Origin of the sequence: Avibacterium gallinarum, from assembly GCF_002921135.1 — a bacterium.
In the GTDB taxonomy this organism is placed as follows: Bacteria; Pseudomonadota; Gammaproteobacteria; order Enterobacterales; family Pasteurellaceae; genus Avibacterium; species Avibacterium gallinarum.
In genome coordinates this window covers 1-18,920 of sequence record NZ_PQVJ01000060.1, presented here as the reverse complement: position 1 = coordinate 18,920, position 18,920 = coordinate 1, and the positions used below count along the sequence as shown (strand labels likewise).

27 protein-coding genes are annotated in these 18,920 nt (G+C 41.4%); 24 read left to right on the top strand and 3 right to left on the bottom strand.

From position 1 onward, the window contains the following. Positions 1-162 precede the first annotated feature (162 nt). The 19 genes from C3007_RS11050 (at position 163) to C3007_RS10960 (ending at position 10,337) form a co-directional block, all read left to right on the top strand. Positions 163-483: a BrnT family toxin gene (locus C3007_RS11050; RefSeq protein WP_243397698.1), complete on the top strand. Its 321-nt coding sequence runs from the start codon at positions 163-165 to the stop codon at positions 481-483. After that, positions 480-692 (top strand): BrnA antitoxin family protein, encoded by a 213-nt coding sequence (locus C3007_RS11045; protein WP_130231074.1) that lies wholly within the window; start codon positions 480-482, stop codon positions 690-692. The genes C3007_RS11050 and C3007_RS11045 overlap by 4 nt, the downstream gene beginning before the upstream one ends. A 361-nt stretch (positions 693-1,053) precedes the next feature. Beyond that, positions 1,054-2,088, top strand: a complete 1,035-nt coding sequence (locus C3007_RS11040) for a hypothetical protein (RefSeq protein ID WP_103854468.1) — start codon at positions 1,054-1,056, stop codon at positions 2,086-2,088. 236 nt (positions 2,089-2,324) lie between these two features. Then, the gene (locus C3007_RS11035) at positions 2,325-2,504 is read left to right on the top strand and encodes a helix-turn-helix transcriptional regulator (RefSeq protein ID WP_103854467.1); all 180 of its coding nucleotides are present in this window, start codon (positions 2,325-2,327) and stop codon (positions 2,502-2,504) included. A gap of 14 nt (positions 2,505-2,518) precedes the next feature. Beyond that, positions 2,519-2,761: a helix-turn-helix domain-containing protein gene (locus C3007_RS11030; protein WP_103854466.1), complete on the top strand. Its 243-nt coding sequence runs from the start codon at positions 2,519-2,521 to the stop codon at positions 2,759-2,761. Positions 2,762-2,765: 4 nt separating this feature from the next. After that, positions 2,766-3,152: a hypothetical protein gene (locus C3007_RS11025; RefSeq protein ID WP_103854465.1), complete on the top strand. Its 387-nt coding sequence runs from the start codon at positions 2,766-2,768 to the stop codon at positions 3,150-3,152. Then, positions 3,149-3,838 (top strand): Rha family transcriptional regulator, encoded by a 690-nt coding sequence (locus tag C3007_RS11020; RefSeq protein ID WP_103854464.1) that lies wholly within the window; start codon positions 3,149-3,151, stop codon positions 3,836-3,838. The genes C3007_RS11025 and C3007_RS11020 overlap by 4 nt, the downstream gene beginning before the upstream one ends. Next, the gene (locus C3007_RS11015; protein WP_103854463.1) at positions 3,835-4,083 is read left to right on the top strand and encodes a hypothetical protein; all 249 of its coding nucleotides are present in this window, start codon (positions 3,835-3,837) and stop codon (positions 4,081-4,083) included. Before C3007_RS11020 ends, C3007_RS11015 begins: the two co-directional genes overlap by 4 nt. Further along, positions 4,083-4,355 (top strand): hypothetical protein, encoded by a 273-nt coding sequence (locus tag C3007_RS11010; RefSeq protein WP_103854462.1) that lies wholly within the window; start codon positions 4,083-4,085, stop codon positions 4,353-4,355. Before C3007_RS11015 ends, C3007_RS11010 begins: the two co-directional genes overlap by 1 nt. Further along, entirely contained in the window at positions 4,352-5,092 is a 741-nt protein-coding gene (locus C3007_RS11005) for an antA/AntB antirepressor family protein (RefSeq protein ID WP_103854461.1), read from the top strand. Before C3007_RS11010 ends, C3007_RS11005 begins: the two co-directional genes overlap by 4 nt. A gap of 54 nt (positions 5,093-5,146) precedes the next feature. Beyond that, positions 5,147-5,440, top strand: coding sequence for a hypothetical protein (locus tag C3007_RS11000; RefSeq protein ID WP_103854460.1), 294 nt, complete (start codon positions 5,147-5,149; stop codon positions 5,438-5,440). 177 nt (positions 5,441-5,617) lie between these two features. After that, positions 5,618-5,884: a terminase small subunit gene (locus tag C3007_RS10995; protein WP_103854459.1), complete on the top strand. Its 267-nt coding sequence runs from the start codon at positions 5,618-5,620 to the stop codon at positions 5,882-5,884. 123 nt (positions 5,885-6,007) lie between these two features. Continuing rightward, positions 6,008-6,559 carry an ash family protein gene (locus C3007_RS10990; RefSeq protein WP_103854458.1) on the top strand — a complete coding sequence of 184 codons (552 nt, stop codon included), beginning with the start codon at positions 6,008-6,010 and terminating at the stop codon, positions 6,557-6,559. Continuing rightward, positions 6,552-6,932, top strand: a complete 381-nt coding sequence (locus tag C3007_RS10985) for a hypothetical protein (RefSeq protein ID WP_103854457.1) — start codon at positions 6,552-6,554, stop codon at positions 6,930-6,932. The genes C3007_RS10990 and C3007_RS10985 overlap by 8 nt, the downstream gene beginning before the upstream one ends. Beyond that, positions 6,925-7,164, top strand: a complete 240-nt coding sequence (locus C3007_RS10980) for a hypothetical protein (RefSeq protein WP_103854456.1) — start codon at positions 6,925-6,927, stop codon at positions 7,162-7,164. The genes C3007_RS10985 and C3007_RS10980 overlap by 8 nt, the downstream gene beginning before the upstream one ends. Continuing rightward, complete coding sequence (locus tag C3007_RS10975; RefSeq protein ID WP_103854455.1) at positions 7,157-7,354, top strand: hypothetical protein; 198 nt, start codon at positions 7,157-7,159, stop codon at positions 7,352-7,354. Before C3007_RS10980 ends, C3007_RS10975 begins: the two co-directional genes overlap by 8 nt. After that, positions 7,347-7,697, top strand: coding sequence for a hypothetical protein (locus C3007_RS10970; protein ID WP_103854454.1), 351 nt, complete (start codon positions 7,347-7,349; stop codon positions 7,695-7,697). Before C3007_RS10975 ends, C3007_RS10970 begins: the two co-directional genes overlap by 8 nt. Further along, a complete protein-coding gene (locus tag C3007_RS10965) occupies positions 7,694-8,116 on the top strand; it encodes a hypothetical protein (protein ID WP_103854453.1) in 423 nt (140 codons plus the stop codon). The genes C3007_RS10970 and C3007_RS10965 overlap by 4 nt, the downstream gene beginning before the upstream one ends. After that, positions 8,100-10,337, top strand: coding sequence for a DUF927 domain-containing protein (locus C3007_RS10960; RefSeq protein WP_103854452.1), 2,238 nt, complete (start codon positions 8,100-8,102; stop codon positions 10,335-10,337). Before C3007_RS10965 ends, C3007_RS10960 begins: the two co-directional genes overlap by 17 nt. A 924-nt stretch (positions 10,338-11,261) precedes the next feature. Here the strand turns inward: C3007_RS10960 and C3007_RS10950 are convergent. Both C3007_RS10950 and envC read right to left on the bottom strand, forming a co-directional pair. Beyond that, positions 11,262-12,152, bottom strand: coding sequence for a divergent polysaccharide deacetylase family protein (locus C3007_RS10950; RefSeq protein WP_103854451.1), 891 nt, complete (start codon positions 12,150-12,152; stop codon positions 11,262-11,264). Beyond that, positions 12,152-13,366, bottom strand: a complete 1,215-nt coding sequence (gene envC, locus C3007_RS10945) for a murein hydrolase activator EnvC (protein ID WP_103854450.1) — start codon at positions 13,364-13,366, stop codon at positions 12,152-12,154. Before envC ends, C3007_RS10950 begins: the two co-directional genes overlap by 1 nt. 241 nt (positions 13,367-13,607) lie before the next feature. On the opposite strand from envC, the gene C3007_RS10940 reads away from it, so the two are divergent. Further along, entirely contained in the window at positions 13,608-14,291 is a 684-nt protein-coding gene (locus tag C3007_RS10940) for a 2,3-diphosphoglycerate-dependent phosphoglycerate mutase (protein ID WP_103854449.1), read from the top strand. Positions 14,292-14,341: 50 nt separating this feature from the next. Here C3007_RS10940 and tusA read toward each other — a convergent pair whose 3' ends face one another. Then, positions 14,342-14,581 carry a sulfurtransferase TusA gene (tusA, locus tag C3007_RS10935; protein WP_103854448.1) on the bottom strand — a complete coding sequence of 80 codons (240 nt, stop codon included), beginning with the start codon at positions 14,579-14,581 and terminating at the stop codon, positions 14,342-14,344. Between the two features lie 75 nt (positions 14,582-14,656). Between tusA and C3007_RS10930 the strand changes: the two genes are divergently transcribed. From C3007_RS10930 to C3007_RS10915, 4 genes are all read left to right on the top strand, one after another. Beyond that, the gene (locus C3007_RS10930; RefSeq protein ID WP_103854447.1) at positions 14,657-15,265 is read left to right on the top strand and encodes a YigZ family protein; all 609 of its coding nucleotides are present in this window, start codon (positions 14,657-14,659) and stop codon (positions 15,263-15,265) included. An 11-nt stretch (positions 15,266-15,276) separates the two neighbouring features. Continuing rightward, positions 15,277-16,740, top strand: coding sequence for a TrkH family potassium uptake protein (locus tag C3007_RS10925; protein WP_165779993.1), 1,464 nt, complete (start codon positions 15,277-15,279; stop codon positions 16,738-16,740). Continuing rightward, complete coding sequence (hemG, locus tag C3007_RS10920) at positions 16,740-17,249, top strand: menaquinone-dependent protoporphyrinogen IX dehydrogenase (protein ID WP_103854445.1); 510 nt, start codon at positions 16,740-16,742, stop codon at positions 17,247-17,249. The genes C3007_RS10925 and hemG overlap by 1 nt, the downstream gene beginning before the upstream one ends. 349 nt (positions 17,250-17,598) lie before the next feature. Further along, on the top strand, positions 17,599-18,768 hold the full coding sequence (locus tag C3007_RS10915; RefSeq protein WP_207763703.1) for a pyridoxal phosphate-dependent aminotransferase: 1,170 nt from the start codon (positions 17,599-17,601) through the stop codon (positions 18,766-18,768). Positions 18,769-18,920 lie beyond the last annotated feature (152 nt).

Sequence of the window (18,920 nt, the reverse complement as noted above, 5' to 3'; positions counted from 1 at the left end):
AATATCAATAAGTTACAAAACAAGGTGCGTCTACTGCGTCTATAAAAGGGGCTTTGCGTCTACGGAATTTGGTGGAAGTGGTGGAAATTTAGGCGAAATAGGCAGTATGGCAAGTGCGAAAAAGTAATTTCTTTAGTTGCTTTTGGGTTGGTTGTAAATATAATGTATTTACTTTTATGTTTTTTAGGGCTGATTATGTTTTCTATTGCTGGCTTTGAGTGGGATAGCTTGAAAGCAGAGACTAACGAAAAGAAACACGGCGTTGCATTTAGTGAAGCGGTAACGGTTTTTTATGATGATAATGCGTTATTAATTCCAGATCCCGAGCATTCCTATTTTGAAGAGCGTTTTATTTTGTTAGGCAAAAGCGAGAAAAGCAATATTCTTGTTGTTGTGCATTGTGAGCGTGATGAGAACATTAGGATTATTTCAGCAAGAAAAGCAACGAAGCGAGAAGAAAGCCAATACAGGGGGAAAAGATGAAAAATGAATATGACTTCAGCCAAGGGATTAAAAACCCTTACGCACGTAATTTAAAAGAAAAGAAAGTGATTACAATCAGAATAGAAGATGACACGATTGATTATTTTAAGGGGCTTTCTAACGATACGGGGCTGCCTTATCAAACGCTTATCAATTTATATTTAAAAGATTGCGTAGAGCAAAAACGCAAGCCAAAAATAGCGTGGTGATTTTTGTTTTAAATTGGCTTATAACCTCTTACGCAATAAGAACCAATACTAAATTTACTGATTAGAAAGCCTTGCCTTTTGGTGGGGCTTTTTATTTACTGTATAAAACCACAGTTAAATGATTGGCTTTTGATTTATGTAGGCGTATAATGACGCACGGAGAAGCAAGATTATATGAAATTATACTTGCGGCATATAATTATATTCAGTGAGTATAATTTTATATAATCAGCCTAAATAATAATCACAGAATAAAGTGCAACTAGATACGGCGTAATTAACCGCATTGAAAAGAAAGTAACCCTATTTGCTTTCCTGTTGCACTTCCACCAACAAATAGGGCAACGTATAGGGGCGTTTTGTGGAAGCATTAACTATACCGCCAAAAGCTACATTTTCAGTAAATGAAGCCATAAAATTTTTAAAAGACGCAACAAGCATCACTTTTTCTTTAAATGACTTCATAGAGATGACCCGAGAGGGGCAGCCATTATTACATATAGATACAGCAAATTTCTCAACAATAGAACAAGCTAGATTTAGAAAAAATCTAGCCTGCGGAGTGGTTATATTAAACAGAAATGAAGAGATAGACAATATAACTGACATACACTCAATTAACATTTCTAATAGACTTTTTACATTTAAAAACAAACTGGCAAAAGATAATGAAATAAGAAAATTTAATAATAGAATAGCTATTAAAGAAGTACAAATATCTGGTATTTTTTCTATCTTCTCATCTCATACTTATGCTGGTGATGAAAGATTAAAGTTAGAAAAAAACATTGTATATATTAAGTCTCTTTTTGCGCCTTTTATTGATTATGACCGGTCACAAGTGGTAGAAAAAATAAACTTCAAAAGATATACTGATGCGATTGGTTCTTTTTATATTGATTTTATAGAGTATCAGCCGATAAATATTGATGATCTGATCCTTACTAGAAAATCCTTAGAGATACTAATTAACAAAATCAAAAACCCTGACTGTAATTACAATCTCAAGGATTTAGATTTAAAGCTAGACACAGCAAATGCACGGATAAAAGAGCTTGAAGCGGAGAACGAACAATTAAAACGAGCGCAAGGCAACATTCTACAAATACAAAATAAAGATGTTTTAGCAAAAGAAGAAAAATACAACCCCACCGAAAGAGAAACGCATTTATTAATGATTAATGCATTGGCAAATATCATCACTAAACCTGATTTTAGAGCTGGCACGGCAAAATACCTAAAAGCCAATGGGATTAATCAAAGTGCGATTTATGGGGAGATTACGGAAGAAATTACCCGCATTTTAAACGCACCCGAAACCAAAGAAAGATCGGAGGAAACCATAAAAAGAAGATTAAAAGAAGCAATGGGACTAGAAACACAACAGGCGGATTAACCGCCTTTTTTATTGCCTGAAACTTACCAGCCCAAAACTTACCAGAATTTTAAAAACTTACCAAAATTCCGCCAGCCTAGACCGCATAAGGCTTCAGCATAATAATGGGAAAACTTACCAAAAGCTTTTGGTAACTTACCACCGATCAAAATCCATTTTCGCCATAATCCCCACCAAGCCCAAGACTTACGAGGGTGAACCTAGAACCATATCACTATCACACTAAAGGGGAAGTTATGGAAAATCAACCAATTGAAAAATTCTACACACAAAAAGAACTCACCGAGCGGGGCATTGGCTCACGTTCCACTGTCGATCGCCTTGTTCGTGCTGGCAAATTAAAACGCGTGAAATTTGGCACTTGTAGCCGTTATCCAGAAAGCAGCGTTAAGGCTTATTTAGCCAGTCTTTCATAATTAGGAGGTAATCAATGCAAATCACCGACACCAGCCGACACACGCAACGAATGGCAATTATCCAGCGATTAAAACAAGGTTCTTGCTCAACACTGGAATTTAGAGCAATGGGAATTTGTAGCCCCGCCCCGCGAATTATGGAACTGCGGGCGAAAGGTTACGACATTTCCACCAGCAAGCAAGACGAAATCGACCACGCAGGAGTAAAGCACAGAGGCATAGCCGTTTATACCTTACATTCAGCACTACAGGATTGAATCAATGACAGCAGCACAAAGAAAACCGACCAAATTAGGCGACATCAAAGGACTAATCACACAAATTAAAACACTGGCGGAAGCGGGCGGATTAAATGCCGTATCAATGCCAGAGAACGGCAAATCAAAACCCGTTAGCCGCACAGGGATTTTTAAATCCATCAATACCATTGCCGCGTTGGCGGAAATTGAAACCCGAGAACTAGCGGAAAATATCGAGCAGGCTAAAACCTTGCTAGAAATCGCTATTAACCAAGGCGGACAAGTTACCGACAAAGACGGCAAGCCGTTATCTGCTGAAGAAGTCTTAGAGCTGGCATTTGACGCACTCACCGAAGCAGAAACGCACTTAAACACGCTTATTCATATTGAAGCGGAGGGCAATCAATGACAGCACAAGCATTAGAAAACACCTTAGAAAGTGCAGTATTTCCTAAGTTATTCCACCGCGAAACCGTAGCTATGACCGACAGTTTAAAAGTGGCGGAATATTTTGGCAAACGCCACGATAACTTACTTCAACGTATTGAAAACCTAGGTTGCTCAAAAGAATTTAACGCCCTTAATTTTAAGGCGGTTAAATACACCGACAGCAAAGGCGAAAAACGCCCAATGTTCTTAATGACCCAAGACGGTTTTACTTTGCTGGCAATGGGATTTACTGGCAAGAAAGCAATGCAATTTAAAGAAGCCTACATTAAAAAATTCAACCAGATGAAAAGTTGGATTACATCACGGGCTAACCTGAAAAACGACCAGCGCCGACTTAATGACGCAATCAAATTTAGCATTGAGAAACAAGGCAAAGACGACCCACACGCTTATAGCCGAGAAAATAACCTCGTTTATTGCGTAGCGTTAGGAATGAGTAAAAAGAAATGGCTAGCAATGCACGGTTACCCAAAAGACGCGGACACTCGCCAATTTCTCACAGAAAGCCAGTTAAAGCTGGTGGATGAGTTACTTTCTGAAAATGCGGTGATGATAAAGCTAGGCTTCAGCTATTCACAACGCAAAGCACAGCTTATAGAAACCACCTTGCACCACTTCCGCCAAGCACAAGGAGCAAACCAATGAGCCAAAGAAAAACGCCGACACTTGATGACATTAGCGTACAACTTGCCGCACTGGAACAAATGGCACTGGAGGGATTAACACAGAATGACGCAAAAGAAAGACTAGCATTTATTGCCGAGCGCTTATTTTATGCCAGAGCGGACTTGCTAGAAATTGTGAAAAATCTCACCGCACTTTGCGGCTTTGTGGTTGTGGCGGAAGACGACAGCACGGCACAACTTCCACCAGCGGAGAGATTGCAATAATGAAATGCCGCATTGCCAAAGAAACGCAGTTAAGCAGTGCAATAACGCACTATTTAGAAAAACGCCCGCTACTGCGATTTATGAGCCTGTATGACGACAATGAGCCTTATCCATTAACTGACGTTATAACATTGCTCAATGAGCGAATTAAACGGCTAGAAAGTGATGTTTTGCAATATCCCAATAACGAAACCTATCACTACGGATTAATTCGCGCCAAAAACCAGCTTGCGAAATTAATCAAATTGTACAAAAAGGAATTAACCCAATGAATAACAATCAACACTTACCCACTAACGCACTAAATCTATTACTTGAGCCTGTAACGCACCAATTCCACCACAAGGAAATAAATGGCGTAAATTCTCGCAATTTACATAAAGCCTTAGGTTCAAAGCAAGAATATTCAACGTGGATTAAAAAACGTATTAAGCAATGCCAATTTATCGAGGGGCAAGATTTTATTGTGCAAAATTCCGCCATTGATTTGACAAAATTATCAAATCAAAAAGGTGGGAATATGCGAAGTAAGGATTACATCATCACTTTTGATATGGCGAAACACCTTTGCTTATTGGAAAAAAACGAAGTGGGCCACGCAATCCGCCAGCACTTTATCGAAGCAGAAAAGCAATTTGCGCAGGTTGCCCCTCACCTACACCGCAACACCTTAGAGCGAACCAAAGCAAGGCTTGCCACGATTGACCACAATCGAGCAATGACAGACGCAATCAAAGATTACTACCAACGCCAAGGCAAAGAGTCAAAGCCGTATCACTTCAGCAATGAACAAGTAATGCTAGATAGCTTGCTTTTAGGCGAGAACGTCCACCACTGGAAAGAAAGAACAGGCGTGGCGAATGTGCGAGATAGCTTTACGACAAGACAGCTTCACTTGCTCAAATTACTACAGCAGACAAACACCAGCCTTTTAATGGTGGATATGCCATTCAAGCAACGTAAAAGCCACTTAAAGCGATTAATTGAACGTGAAGATAAATTGCACTAGTAGCGGAATATCAAGAGCGACAAAACCCCAAGATTACTACAAGGATTAACACTAATGACAAATAACAACCTCATCAAATTTCGTGCAAATATCACTTTGATTAACCTCAAACAACGCCAGCAAGTAGAGCGTGATTTAGGGACTTTCCCACATCGCAATGCAGCAATAAATGCGGTAGAGGAATTTAAAAAACACCAGCTAGGAGAGGGCTGGGAGTTGGCAAATTATCGCCTTACACCTGCAGAAATGAGCCAAGAAATTTTTACTTTCTTCAACAAAGTACAGGAACGTGAAAAATTGCCGAAACTAAAAAACCGCAATATTCCACTGGAATTTGAAGACAACTGAACCAGCCCAAATGGGGCTCGTTGATTAGACTAAATCCAGAAATGATTTTGCGAAGCTCAATTTTGAGCTTTGTTTTAAAATCAATGAGATAGGTGAACGCAATTTTGCGTTTAGCTTTAAAAACAATGAGATAGGAAAAGATCGGGTACGTTTACGGTACGCACAAGGAGCAAACCAATGCCAAGACGAAGAAGCGAAGAATTAACCCCAAGAAAACAAGCCTTTGTACAGAAATATGTTGAGTTAGGCAATGCAAAACTTGCCTACATTGCCACACACGCAAATGCTGCCAATATGCAACCACACAGCCTACGAGCAAGAGCAAGCAACCTTATCAATGATTATCGCGTCTATTACCGCATAAAAGACCTGATAGCCGAAAAGCGCAAACGAGGCGAAAGACTACCGCACTTTAACCGAAGAGCAGACTTAAACGAGGAATAAGATCCTTGATAAAACTTGAGATCAAAACCGTGCTTTTACTCAAAATGAGGAAACCAAACAAAAAGGCTCACGAAACCCGCGAGCCTGAGAACATCCAACTTTCATTAACTAGGAAAATGATTTATGCAAATCACGAAAACCAATTATAGCCAAAATATGAATTTCGTTCATCAAAATTTTAAAGTAAATGAAAATTTTTATCGTGCAAATAAAGAAAATTTATCGTATTTTAACACCGCACTTTCAAACAGTGCCGAGCCTGGAAACTCGAACGATAAAACATTGGCGTATAGTAACACGCCTATTAATGCGTGTTTTTTTATGCGTAGCACAAACACACCCAAAGAACGCCTAAAACAGGCGTGTTCATCTATGGTGGCGTGTTATGGGAAAGGTATCGCCCTTTGCTGTGTTCCAATGTTCGCAGTTTTCCAGCCCGTAACACGTTACCGCCCAAGCCTGGAAACTTTCGCGGTAACTTCTAAAATCATTAACATTGGAGTTACAGCAATGCTTTATCTATTCAAAGCCGTGAGCCGTTCAGACTTACGCAATACACGCAAATTAATCTCGTCTTTCCCACGTTATACCGTGCGCATAAATGCCGACAGTATCGAGCAAGCCACCGCACAAGTCGCCCCGTTTTTTGTGATTTTGGAGGTGAAAAATGCGTAATTTAGCCTTGATTAAAAATACCGTTGGCGGTAGTATTGCAAGCACTATCACAATTGACGCAGACCGCAAGCGTTATTCAAGCGGTATTTTTTTATCTCAAATTTACCCTTCACAGGGCGAACACCGCCCGAGAAGTATCGATTTTGCGATACGGTCTATACGGGGAAATAAGGCGAGCAATCGCACGAATAACCCGAGCCGATCAATTGCGGTAGTTGAAGCCGTATCGCACCCACTTAATGGCGATACATCAAACTTACTAACACAATTGAGAATATCCACAATGAAAACTATCACAAAACCCACCGCACTTATGGCGGGAACTTTCCCTATTGCGTTCACTTCAGCTGTGGCGGAGGTGAACAATGCCTAATTCAATCACCCTACAAGCGTTCAAGCAAGAACAAATGCTAGCCCGTTTTTCTGAAGTGGAGAGCCTGATTTATCTCTTAAAACACTATATCGAAAACAGCTACGGAGAAACAGATTTAACCCTAGTGCATAGCTTTAATTTACTGACAGACGGCGCATTAATGGATTTATACCAAGCGATTACACTTGAGCTAGGTTTAACGGACGGCAACGAGGGGGCAAATAATGACTAATCAGCAAGCGCAAAATTACAGCGTAATTCTTACCTATCAAGATGGAAGCCAATTTGAATGTGCGGCACAAATGACTTTAATCCAAGCTGTGGCCGTGAAAAATCAAATCAAAGCCGAACAAGAGAAAGGGAGATTTAGCTATCGTGATGTTAATGCAATCACTATCGTTAGGGGGTGGAATAATGACTAAACCAACCTTAACAATTAGCCATTTTCCACAATGGAGACGCCAAGGCGAGATAATCAAACAAGCAAACCGCAAATGCTTTGAGAATTTCCCTGGTGATTTCCACCACAAAATTCAAATGAAAAAGGAAGGTCAAACGCTACTTGATGGACTTGCACAAGGACGGGAATTATTACTTGAGCTTATCAACAGCCAAGAACTTAACCCAGCCCAGCAAGCGAAGAATAAAGCCTTTAAGCGTTCAGCCAAGTTTTTAATTGGGCTTCTAATGGCTGTGGTGGCGGACGTGGAGAAGTTAGAAATCGAACGAATGGAAAGCGAGAAATTGGCGGAGGGTAATAAATGAAAACCGACAAAAAAATTAATTGGAATAGCTTTAGCGAGACAGAACAGCAAGCCATAGGCATTAGCAACGGTAATTTTATCAATGGCACAAATAGCCCCGAATTTCCATATATTGCTGCCGTGTTTGAAGCGGTGGCGGAAGAGTTGGAGAATATCGCACAAGTTACACCAAATGCGGCGATCCAATTTGCCAAAGAAGCGAATATCATTGCAAGAAAATTGATTGAACTATCACCCACCCCACCAACAACAGACATTGAGGAATTGGCGGAACAATACAGCGGGGAGGAAATCGCCCGCCGTTTACTTGGTTGCGCAGTTTGTCATTTTCTTTCATCACAGCTTACAAGAATGGAAGCGCAAATAATCGCCCAATTAGAAACACAAATTCACGGGGGCGAGAATGAAAAAATGCACTAAAAACGCACCGCACTTAAAACAGCCGTGGAATAATTGCCCTTTTGATGATTTGCTTGTCTTAGTTGGCTCTCGTGCGTGGGAAGTATGGAACAAGGGAGCAGGCATAGAATGGCAGAATATTGCGGACGCATTGCAAATTCCACCATTTAAAACCAGTGGGGGAGAAATCCCCCGCTATGATCAAAAGCCTGTTATTTTAGGTGAAAAACAGCTAGCAAACCTTAGTAATATTAGGATTGCGACCCCTGATCAACGCGCAATAAAATTTATTCAATGCGGCGAACTTTCTCGGGAAAATATCACCGCACTTTGCTTAAAGTTAGCCACGGAAACGAAAGCGGAAATCGTGGGCTTGTATGATTGCGCCACGCTCACACTAAACCAAAACTTGAACAAAGACATTAACCTTTACCGTGAAATGCGAAAAGCCCCAGAAACCGCTGAAATTATTGCACAGGTGGCGCAAGGTGAAGCGAAAGACCAAAAGCAAGGCAATTTATCGCCTTACATTGAGAAACGCACAGAAAACGGCAAAAGCAGCTTATTTCACATTATACCAAAACTAGACAAACACACGGGCGAGATTATCGAGCGCGTGCAGTGGCTTTCTGATGTGGTGGACGTGGTTGGCATTGGGCGCAGTGAAAGCGAAAGTTATTTAGTGCTGCAATGGCAATTAGAAAACAGTCAAGAGCGTGTAATAGAAGCGTTACCGCTGGGAGATATTGGCGAACGTGAGGGGTGGCGGACGTTAAAAAACCGTGGCTTAAAGGTAACGTCTAATTCAACACTTAAAAACGAATTGGCGGATTATTTACAAACCACGGGCGACCGTAAGCTATGGACTATCACCAATGCCACAGGCTGGCAGAATGGCGCGTATTTATTGCCAAATGGTGAAGTCATTGGCGAGCCTAAGCACCCTGTTTTGTTTCGCTCACAATCCGCAGGCTTTGCAGGCTACCAAGTCAAAGGCACATTAGAAAGCTGGCAGAATGAAATCGGGCAATATGTAAAGGGAAATCCCGCTATGATGTTAGGCGTGGCTTGCGCATTATCTGCACCGCTAATTCATCTGCTGGACGCTGACAGCTTTGGCGTTCATCTTTTTGGCGGTTCGACTAGCGGGAAAACTACCACCGCCAACATTGCCGCTAGTGTTTACGGGCACCCCGAAATTACACGGGTAAGCTGGAACGCCACCGCATTAGGCTTAAGCAATGAAGCAGCCGCACGCAATGACGGCTTTCTAGTGATGGACGAAATAGGGCAAGGGGCAAACAAAAAACACGCAGAGCAAACCGCCTACACGCTGTTTAATGGTATTGGCAAAATACAAGGGGCAAAAGAGGGCGGAAATCGCGAAGTGAACCGCTGGCGAATAATGGCGTTTTCTACCGGTGAAGTAGATTTAGAAAATTACCTTGCTCAAGCTGGCATAAAAACCAATGCGGGGCAGTTGGTGCGCTTGTTGAATATTCCTATCACGGCGGCCACACAATTCCACCACTTCAAAGACGGTAAAACCCACGCAGACCACCTAAACCAAGCGAGTAAAAAGCACTATGGGGCAATAGGGCGAGAGTGGATCACGTGGCTAATTGAAAACCAAGACGCACTAGCAGGCGTTTATAGCACGATTAAAGATAAATGGCTGGCACGCTTACCACAAAAAGCCAGCCCACAAGTGCAACGTGTAGCAAGCCGTTTTGCCGTGCTAGAAACAGCACTCACGCTTTCGAGCCATTTAACTCAATGGAAAGCGGCAGAATGTGGCGAAGCCTTACTACATTGCTTTAATGAATGGGTTAGCGTCTATGGGCTAGAAAGCCGAGAGAAAAAACAAATCATTGCACAGGCGAACGGCTGGCTATTGCGGAATGGAGCAAGATTTATTGAATATCCATTCAACCCAAACCAGCCCGATCCAAAAGATACGGCAGGTTATAAAGAGCTTGGCGACAGTGTTTTAAACAAAGACGCACGCTATTGGATATTCCCGCAAGTTTATTTGCAAGATGTGATTGCTGGCTTTGATGAAAATATTGCGAATAAAGTGCTGGCGGACGCAGGTATGCTTTCCACCACCAACGCAAAACAGAAGTCTTACAAATACAAAAAAGCACTCCCGCGCCCAATCGCAGGCAATAAAACAATCCGCTGCTATGTGCTGGCAGTGCTAGACGAAGAACCCGAAGAAAGCGAAAATAGCCCACGCTAGCCACCATATCCCCAAAAGAGCCAATAAAACGGCTCTTTTTTTATCTTTCTATGGTGATTTCTTACAGTATCAAAAACAACAAGCCACAGAAAAAAACACTTGAACGATTAGCGAATATTTACGACTGTAAAGCGACACAGCTTACACTTTAGCCGCGACCAACGCCCCATAATGGGCGTTTTTGGGCTCTATTTTGATAGATTTTAACTATTTATTTCTCTCTAAAAATAACCTGGCAAAAGGGGAAATTCTCGCCTAAATCATCGAATTTTCATCAAAAATCGTCTTAGTGTAGACACGGCATAGACACTCCAAAAATAACAATATTTAATTAAATCAATACGTTAAATAAAATCGCCGCGTCTACTGCGTCTAAGTGCGTCTACACTCCATAGACGCACTTTTTAGGGGTTAATTCATTGAAAATAAAGGAAATAATTTTTAAAAATCGGGGCGCGTCTATGCGTCTACGTTTTTTGCTTAAATAAATAAAAAAATATTTTTTTCGTAAATTTTAGATAAATGTAATTTATAGGTGAAATCTTTCAAAATGCCAATAAATAGCGTGGGTGATTTTTAACCAGTAAAAGAACAGCATAATAAGATTTTTATTTTATAATGAGGCTGGCCACATTTCTAAAATTTCCCTTATAGAAAATTCACCACTAGAAAATAGACCAAAAGAGCAGATCCACCACTGCGAAAAACATCACACAGAAAAGCCACTTTTTACGCAGCTATAAAACGCCCCTAATACGTCCGAAATAATTGTTCAAGAAATAGACTAAATAACAAGTGACTTTGGATAATTGTACTAGAAATTGTACTAGAAAATAGGTGACATAAAATTAATATCTATATAAATCAATATGTTATCCTTTAAATTCAACTCCCATTGTCTCCGCCACTTCTTTTCATTTCCTTTTATCTTGGAATTCCCCGCAATAATGGCACATCTTGAAAAGGTGCAACGGAAGTTGGCGCTGGGGTAGTGTTAAATAGCATAATAAACGGCTTGATTGGTACCACTTTTTCGCCACGCCATAAGCTGCCCATATTAACCAATTGAATGTCTTTCGGCAGAGTGCGTAAACCATTTTGTAGCACGGCAACGGTGTTTTTGCGTGGGTGGCCAATCACAATCGCAGTGCCGTGTTTGCGTGCATAGGTAATGGCTTGTTGAAATTGGCGTTGAACATCGGCGAACGCATCGCTATCATCTAAGAAAATATGGCGATCTAGGGCTTTTACGCCTTGTTGCTTTGCGGTTTTACTTGCCACTGAACGACCAATGGTTCGGCTATCTAAGAAAAACAAATGCTGTTCTTGCAATGCGATCATTAACTTTGTCATTAAACCTTGATCCGCCGTTGCCGCACTGCCCATATGGTTGTTTAAGCCAATGGCGGCAGAAACGGTTTTCTTCGCATTTTGCACTTTTTCTCGCACGGCTTGTTGCGACATTCCAAGGCTTAGCCCGCCAGCTTCAATTTTATGGCTTCCCATCGGCTGCATTGGCAGATGAATAAGAACATCACGATTTTGCTGTTTTGCCTGATCATTACGCTGTTTGGCGTAAGGTGCAGAAGGAATAATTGCCACCGAGATTTCTTTCGGCATTGCATAAATGGCGGCATCTTCTTTCGGGCGATAGCCCACATCATCAATCACAATGGCAAGACGCGATTGGCTGAGTGCAATTGTGGGGAGTAGGCTCAAGCAAAGTGCGGTGGAAAAAATAAACAAAATTTTGACCGCACTTGCTTTCTTTATGAATTGTTTTTTCACGCGTTGTTTTTGATTAGAGTTTTTCATTATCGCAACCAGCCTGTTGGATTGACCGCGACGCCTTTGCGGCGAATTTCAAAATACAGCCCTGAGCGTGATTGTCCGCCAGATGATCCCACTTCGGCAATTTTCTGTCCTGCTTTCACCAGTTGCCCTTCTCGGACTGACACGGCGCGGTTGTAGCCGTATAAGCTCAGATCATTTTCACCGTGTTTGATGATCACCATTAGTCCATAACCTTGTAGCCAGCTTGCCAAAATCACGCGCCCATCGGCAATTGCGCGTACAGACGCCCCTGCATTTGCCCCAATCACGATCCCTTTCCATTTAAGCTCGCCCATTTGCGTTGAACCGAAACGGTTAAGAATTTTTCCTGATACGGGATATTGATATTGTCTTTGTGGTTTGCCCAGCCCTGAACTGCTTGCCATAAGCTGTTTTTCTTGCGCCGTTGGTGTGTAAGGTTTTTGGCTTTTTTGTTCCTCTTGGCGTTTTTTCTGTGCTAAGGCTTCACGTTCACGCTTTTCTTGCTCACGCGCCTGCTGTTCCGCACGCTGAATTTGTTGGCGTAAGGCATTTTCGTTCGCTTTCAAGCTGTCCAATTTATTCTGATCTTTGGCTAAACTTTTATTCAGCTGATTGAGCGTGGATTGGCGTTCACGCTGCACTTTTTGCAAACTTTGCTGTTGCTTTTTTTGCTCATTGAGCTGATTTTGTTGCTCTTTTTGCTGATCTTGAATATTGGCTTTTTCTTTCTTGAGCTGTGCTTGCGTTTGTTTCAGATCTTCAATTAATGCAAGGCGAGCTTGGTTCATATGATCATAATAAGCTTTCATTCGCTCCGCTTTTTTAGCATCTTCGGAAAACAGTTTCTCCAACATTGAAGGATTAATCCCCGAGCGGTACATTGCATCGATCTGTTTAGCCAGTTTTTCTTTCTGATTTTTTTCTTGTCTTTCTAAGTGTTTGATTTGTTTATCTGTATCCGCCATCATTTTGCGAATTGCTTTTAGGTCAGATTCTGTTTTGCGCAGTTGGCCGACCACGCCGTTAATTTGCAATTCTTGATTTTTTAGGGTGGATTGCAATTTATTTTGTTCACGCTTTTGTTCAGCAATTTTCTGTTCTTGCTGTTTGATCTGTTTTTGGATCGCAGATAGATCCGCACTCTGCACAGTGAAAGGTAGGGTGCAGGTAAAAAAGAAAAGTGCGGTGATTTTTTTCAACGTTTTTTCTCTCATTAATAAAATTAGAAACTAAAACTGGCGACTAAAAATGTGCATAACTATACCATTATTTGCGCAAGTCGCTAAATGTTCGGCGGAAAATTTTTGTACAAATCTGAAAATCCTCGCTTAGGGCAAAATCACAACCTAGCAAATCCTTGCGAAAGATCAGGAAAGTCGTGCTTTTTCCTTTTAAAAGATGGAAATTTTTGCTATAAAATGCCCAGTATTTTTTCATTAACATTAGGAGATTTTTATGGAATTGGTGTTTATTCGTCACGGTTTTAGTGAATGGAATGCAAAAAACTTATTTACTGGCTGGCGCGATGTGAATTTAACCGAGCGTGGCGTAGAAGAAGCCAAAGCAGCGGGTAAAAAATTATTAGATGCGGGCTATGAGTTTGATATTGCCTTTACTTCTGTATTAACTCGTGCAATTAAAACCTGTAACATCGTGTTAGAAGAATCTAACCAACTTTGGATTCCACAAGTGAAAAGCTGGCGTTTAAATGAGCGTCATTACGGCGAATTACAAGGCTTAGACAAAAAAGCCACAGCAGAAAAATATGGTGATGAGCAAGTACATATCTGGCGCCGTTCTTACGACACTTTACCACCATTATTAGATCCAAATGATCCAAATTCAGCGCACAAGGATCGCCGCTATGCCAACTTACCACCAGATGTGATTCCAGATGGCGAAAACTTAAAAGTTACCTTAGAGCGTGTATTACCATTCTGGGAAGATCAAATCGCCCCTGCATTATTATCTGGTAAACGTGTATTAGTAACTGCGCACGGTAACTCATTACGAGCGTTGGCAAAACACATTATCGGCATTTCTGATGAAGACATTATGGATTTTGAAATCCCAACAGGTCAGCCGTTAGTGTTAAAACTTGATGACAAATTAAACTTTGTAGATAAATTCTATCTATAATTGTTCTAATAAAACAAAGGTGCGTTTAACGCACCTTTTTATTTTGCTTTTTACTGCCCCTTTTGCACCCAATATTTAAACGGTGTGCTTTCTGTTTCGCTTTTAAGTAAGCGATGATCCATAAATTGACAAAAACTCGGAATATCTCTTGTGGTGGCGGGATCATCGGCAAGAATGAGCAACACTTCGCCCTCTTGCATATGGCGAATTTGTTTGCGCACCAGCATTACGGGTTCTGGGCAGCGCAGCCCTTGGGTGTCTAACTGTTGGTGAATGTGAATTTCGTTCATTGTTTATTTTTCGTTGAAGTGATTTTGTGCGTATAATACCGTTCAATTAAATATCGGTCAAAGTTAGTCTGGGTTATGGAATATTTAATCCCGCAAAGTGCGGTGGTTTTTGAAGAAGAAATTAAGAAAAGCCGTTTTATCACTTATCTCAAACATACAGAAGGTTTAGAACAAGCGAAAGCCTTTTGGCAGGAAATTCGTACCCAGCACCCTAATGCACGCCATCATTGTTGGGCGGCGGTGGCGGGCAAGCCTTCGGATTCTCAATCCTTAGGCTTTTCTGATGATGGCGAACCCGCAGGCACAGCTGGTAAACCAATGCTAAATGCCTTGTTGGGTAGCCAAATTGGTGAGATCAGTGCTGTTGTGGTGCGCTATTATGGCGGAATTTTGCTCGGCACGGGCGGTTTAGTGCGTGCTTATGGCAACGGCGTGCAACAGGCGTTGAAATTGCTTGAAACCACAATGAAAGTGGAACGAGAACATTTTCGTTTAACTTGCGATTATGACCAAATTAACTGGCTACAACATTTATGCGAGCAGCAAGATGTGTTGATTGAATCGCAAGATTTCCAAGAAAAAGTGCATTTTGTGCTGGCAATTCGTCCTGATAAACGCCTTGCGTTTGAACGAGAATTAACCGAACGCTCGGCAGGGCAGTTGAACATCATCGCAATAAAATAAGAGAGAACATTGTGCATATATTATCTATTTTTCGAATTATCGGCATTTTGGTGATGTGCTTCTCAGCCACAATGCTCGTGCCAGCTTTTGTGGCGCTGATTTATGGCGATGGTGGCGGAAAAGCCTTTATGCAAGCCTTTATTGCCAGCTTTTCTTTTGGTACGTTGTTGTGGTGGAGCTGTCATCAACATAAACAGGAATTGCGTGCCAGAGAAGGCTTTCTTATTGTGGTGGCGTTCTGGGTGTTGCTCAGTTTATTGGCGGTGATCCCTTTCTTATTATTTGATGAATTAACAATGAGCTTTGCCGATGCCACCTTTGAAGCCTTTTCAGCACTCACTACCACAGGCGCCACGGTGATGTCGGGGCTGGATAATTTACCTAAATCCATTTTATTTTATCGCCAACTTTTGCAATGGCTAGGCGGAATGGGATTGATCGTGTTAGTGGTGGCAGTTGTGCCAATTTTGGGCATTGGTGGTAGTCAGCTTTATCGTATTGAATCCTCAGGGCCGCTTAAAGATCAGAAAAATCTTCCCAGAATTGCAGAAGTGGCAAAGTTGTTGTGGATTTTATATTGCGTGCTGACCACTGTGTGTATTATTGCCTATTGGGGCGCGGGAATGTCGCTATTTGACGCGATTTCTCATAGTTTCTCTACCGTGTCTAATGGCGGAATGTCCACCCACGACGCGAATTTAGGCTATTTCAACAATTCCACTATTTACTTTCTGGCTGCCTTTTTTATGCTGGTAGCTGGCTGCAACTTTGGGCTGCACATCACCGCGCTAACCCATTGGAAGCACCAAAGCCTATGGAAAACTTACTGGCACGATCCCGAATTTCGCTTCTTTTGTTTAGTGCAAGGCTTCTTTATTTTGGTGCTATCCCTTGGGCTATACCTTTCTTTCGATAACCTTTCCTTAATTGATGCCTTCGCGCAGGGGAGCGCGCAATCGGCCTCAATGGCGATGACGTCGGGTTACACCTTATTTGATTTCAATCAGTTACCACCTTTTTTAGGAATGATGCTAGTGTTCGCAGGACTATTGGGCGGCTGTGCAGGCTCAACATCAGGTGGGCTCAAAATGATCCGCGTTTTGGTGGTATGGTTGCAATTTAAGCGCGAGCTAAAATCCCTTGTGCACCCTAACTTAGTCGTTCCCGTAAAATTAGGCGATAATCTCTTGTCTATGCACGTTATCGAACGTATTTGGGCATTTTTAATCGCTTTTTTCTTAACCTTCTGGCTCTGCGTTTTCGCAGCTATTTTATGTGGAATGAGCGCATTTGATTCCATCGGCGCCGTGTTTGCTGCGATTACCAATGCAGGCCCAGGCTTGGGAATGATTAGCACCAGCTTTGCCGACGTGCCAGATAGCGCCAAATATGTCTTTTCTTTTGCAATGGTGGCAGGCCGCTTGGAAGTTTTCTCATTATTAGTGCTATTTAGCCCTGCCTTTTGGAGAACCTAATGAAAACCTTGATTTTATATTCTAGCTATGACGGGCAAACGCGAAAAATCGCCCAATTTCTGGCGGAAAAATTAAGCGCAGAAGTGCGTAGCATTAATGAGAATGTGGCGGACTTAGCGGAATTTGATTGCATTATTATCGGTGCATCGATCCGTTATGGGCATTTTAATAAATTACTTTATAAATTTATCGAAAAAAACACCGCACTTTTAAACCACAAACAAACGGCATTTTTTGGTGTTAATCTCACTGCACGCAAAGCTGATAAAAATACGCCAGAAACCAATGTCTATGTACGGAAATTTCTACAACGCATTGCTTGGAAACCCACTTTTGCCGCCGTGTTTGCTGGCGCATTGATGTATCCTCGCTATGGCTGGTTTGACCGAATAATGATTCGTTTTATTATGAAAATCACCGGCGGCGAAACTGACACCAGCAAAGAAGTTGAATATACCGATTGGCAAAAAGTGGCGGCGTTTGCAGAGCAGATAAAGCAGTTAAATTAGATAAAAGAAAGTGCGGTGGAAAAATTCAAAAAATTTCCACCGCACTTTGTATAGGGGGTAAATGGATTTTGCGTTGCAATATTAGCACCCCAAAATGTGTTTTCCTCAGTTTTCCCTCAGTTTCCTTCTTTTTCCTACAAGAAAATGTTCTCATACGATAGCAAAATTGCTTTGCTTGAATTAAAATTCATTTTTTATGCATATAAAGTTAAAGTTTGTGTTTTATCACTTGACAAGTTAGCTGAAATGTTACAAATTTAACTCACTTTGAATAAGCAGATTTATTGTGTTTAAAATGCTTGTTTTATGGTTTTGAAATTTAATGACTAAAACTAAATAAGGAATAATTATGCAAATCAATCGTCGTCGTATGTTACAACTTGCTGCAGCTGGTGTTGCCGCAGGTTTTTTCAATCATAAAGTGCTTGCCGAAACGCAACCAATTACCGCACAGACAACGTTCACGCTACCAAGTGCTGAACATCCTTTATTGCTAAACTTCAATGAAAACTCATTGGGAATGAGTGCCTCTGCGCGTCAAGCTGTAATAAATCATCTTAATTTATCCAATCGCTATCCTGACAGTGAGCGTGAAGGCTTGATTGAAGATATTGCTAAGCGTTTCAATCTTAATACAGAAAATGTAGGATTAGGTAATGGTTCTTCTGAAGCCATTGAGGCTGTGATTTCAGGCTGGATTCAACAAGCGAATGATAAAAAACAAGCGGTACAAGTGATTGCGCCCGATCCAACATTTGGTATTTATGAAGATTATGCTGTAGCCCGCAATGTACCAGTGGTAAAAGTTCCACTAAAAGCAGATCTCTCATTTGATCTTGATGCAATTCGATCCAAGGCAGATCAATTTGATGGGATTAGCATTATTTATCTTTGTAATCCGAATAACCCAACGGCATTGCTAACACCAAATAGCCAGTTAGCTCCTTGGTTAGATAATATCCCAGAAAATCATCGCTTGTTGATTGATGAGGCTTATGCAGAATATGCAGAAGGCGATCCGCAATTTACCAGTGCGATAGAATGGGCGCGTAAAGGCACTGAACGTTTGGCTGTAACCAGAACGTTTTCTAAATTGTATGCCTTAGCCGGTTTGCGGATTGGTTATATGGTGGCAGCGAAATCAGAAATGGATTATTTACGCCAATTTTTAAGTGCTGATAATACCAACTTAACTGCGGCAGTAGCGGCGCGTGCAACCTTAGCGGATAACGCCTTTTTGCAAGAAAGCCGTCGCGTTACAGATGAATCTCGCCGTATGGTGATGAAAGCGCTTGATGAATTAGGGCTTACTTATGTGGCAAGTAGTGCGAATTTCATTTTTCATCGCATCAAAGGTGATAGTGTTGAATACGCTAAGAAAATGAAAGCATACAATATTGTGGTTGGTCGTGCTTTCCCACCATTAACGAATTACAATCGTTTAACGTTAGGAACACCAGAAGAAATGGCATATCTGATCCAGGTATGGAAAGAATTTCGCACAAAAGGCTGGATCTAAATTGAGATCTGGAAAGGATACCAAATAGTATCTTATAAATTTATAGAGTTTATAGGCGGAAAACTTGCTAATTTTCCACCGCACTTTGCTGGATAATTCATCGGTGTGATTTCAAAATAATCAGTTGCAATGATTTTTCGTGTTTTTTGCCA

Coding starts and splice junctions, on each gene's coding strand:
- C3007_RS11050 (WP_243397698.1), top strand. CDS start 163: ATGTATTTACTTTTATGTTTTTTAGGGCTGATTATGTTTTCTATTGCT.
- C3007_RS11045 (WP_130231074.1), top strand. CDS start 480: ATGAAAAATGAATATGACTTCAGCCAAGGGATTAAAAACCCTTACGCA.
- C3007_RS11035 (WP_103854467.1), top strand. CDS start 2,325: ATGGAAAATCAACCAATTGAAAAATTCTACACACAAAAAGAACTCACC.
- C3007_RS11030 (WP_103854466.1), top strand. CDS start 2,519: ATGCAAATCACCGACACCAGCCGACACACGCAACGAATGGCAATTATC.
- C3007_RS11025 (WP_103854465.1), top strand. CDS start 2,766: ATGACAGCAGCACAAAGAAAACCGACCAAATTAGGCGACATCAAAGGA.
- C3007_RS11020 (WP_103854464.1), top strand. CDS start 3,149: ATGACAGCACAAGCATTAGAAAACACCTTAGAAAGTGCAGTATTTCCT.
- C3007_RS11015 (WP_103854463.1), top strand. CDS start 3,835: ATGAGCCAAAGAAAAACGCCGACACTTGATGACATTAGCGTACAACTT.
- C3007_RS11010 (WP_103854462.1), top strand. CDS start 4,083: ATGAAATGCCGCATTGCCAAAGAAACGCAGTTAAGCAGTGCAATAACG.
- C3007_RS11005 (WP_103854461.1), top strand. CDS start 4,352: ATGAATAACAATCAACACTTACCCACTAACGCACTAAATCTATTACTT.
- C3007_RS11000 (WP_103854460.1), top strand. CDS start 5,147: ATGACAAATAACAACCTCATCAAATTTCGTGCAAATATCACTTTGATT.
- C3007_RS10995 (WP_103854459.1), top strand. CDS start 5,618: ATGCCAAGACGAAGAAGCGAAGAATTAACCCCAAGAAAACAAGCCTTT.
- C3007_RS10990 (WP_103854458.1), top strand. CDS start 6,008: ATGCAAATCACGAAAACCAATTATAGCCAAAATATGAATTTCGTTCAT.
- C3007_RS10985 (WP_103854457.1), top strand. CDS start 6,552: ATGCGTAATTTAGCCTTGATTAAAAATACCGTTGGCGGTAGTATTGCA.
- C3007_RS10980 (WP_103854456.1), top strand. CDS start 6,925: ATGCCTAATTCAATCACCCTACAAGCGTTCAAGCAAGAACAAATGCTA.
- C3007_RS10975 (WP_103854455.1), top strand. CDS start 7,157: ATGACTAATCAGCAAGCGCAAAATTACAGCGTAATTCTTACCTATCAA.
- C3007_RS10970 (WP_103854454.1), top strand. CDS start 7,347: ATGACTAAACCAACCTTAACAATTAGCCATTTTCCACAATGGAGACGC.
- C3007_RS10965 (WP_103854453.1), top strand. CDS start 7,694: ATGAAAACCGACAAAAAAATTAATTGGAATAGCTTTAGCGAGACAGAA.
- C3007_RS10960 (WP_103854452.1), top strand. CDS start 8,100: ATGAAAAAATGCACTAAAAACGCACCGCACTTAAAACAGCCGTGGAAT.
- C3007_RS10950 (WP_103854451.1), bottom strand. CDS start 12,152: ATGAAAAACTCTAATCAAAAACAACGCGTGAAAAAACAATTCATAAAG.
- envC (WP_103854450.1), bottom strand. CDS start 13,366: ATGAGAGAAAAAACGTTGAAAAAAATCACCGCACTTTTCTTTTTTACC.
- C3007_RS10940 (WP_103854449.1), top strand. CDS start 13,608: ATGGAATTGGTGTTTATTCGTCACGGTTTTAGTGAATGGAATGCAAAA.
- tusA (WP_103854448.1), bottom strand. CDS start 14,581: ATGAACGAAATTCACATTCACCAACAGTTAGACACCCAAGGGCTGCGC.
- C3007_RS10930 (WP_103854447.1), top strand. CDS start 14,657: ATGGAATATTTAATCCCGCAAAGTGCGGTGGTTTTTGAAGAAGAAATT.
- hemG (WP_103854445.1), top strand. CDS start 16,740: ATGAAAACCTTGATTTTATATTCTAGCTATGACGGGCAAACGCGAAAA.
- C3007_RS10915 (WP_207763703.1), top strand. CDS start 17,599: ATGCAAATCAATCGTCGTCGTATGTTACAACTTGCTGCAGCTGGTGTT.